The organism is Novosphingobium aureum (assembly GCF_015865035.1).
Taxonomy (GTDB): Bacteria; Pseudomonadota; Alphaproteobacteria; order Sphingomonadales; family Sphingomonadaceae; genus Novosphingobium; species Novosphingobium aureum.
In genome coordinates this window covers 1-214 of sequence record NZ_JADZGI010000039.1, presented here as the reverse complement: position 1 = coordinate 214, position 214 = coordinate 1, and the positions used below count along the sequence as shown (strand labels likewise).

Genomic DNA, 214 nt, shown 5'->3' with positions numbered 1-214 from the left:
AAAAAAAAAAAAAAAAAAAAAAAAAAAAAAAAAAAAAAAAAAAAAAAAAAAAAAAAAAAAAAAAAAAAAAAAAAAAAAAAAAAAAACAAAAAAAAAAAAAAAAAAAAAAAAAAAAAAAAAAAAAAAAAAAAAAAAAAAAAAAAAAAAAAAAAAAAAAAAAAAAAAAAAAAAAACAAAAAAAAAAAAAAAAAAAAAAAAAAAAAAAAAAAAAAAA

The 214-nt window shown here is 0.9% G+C and carries 1 protein-coding gene; it reads left to right on the top strand.

The window, feature by feature from the left end:
• Positions 1-214: hypothetical protein (locus tag I5E68_RS20520; protein ID WP_192867436.1), on the top strand; the 214-nt coding region annotated here is incomplete at both ends.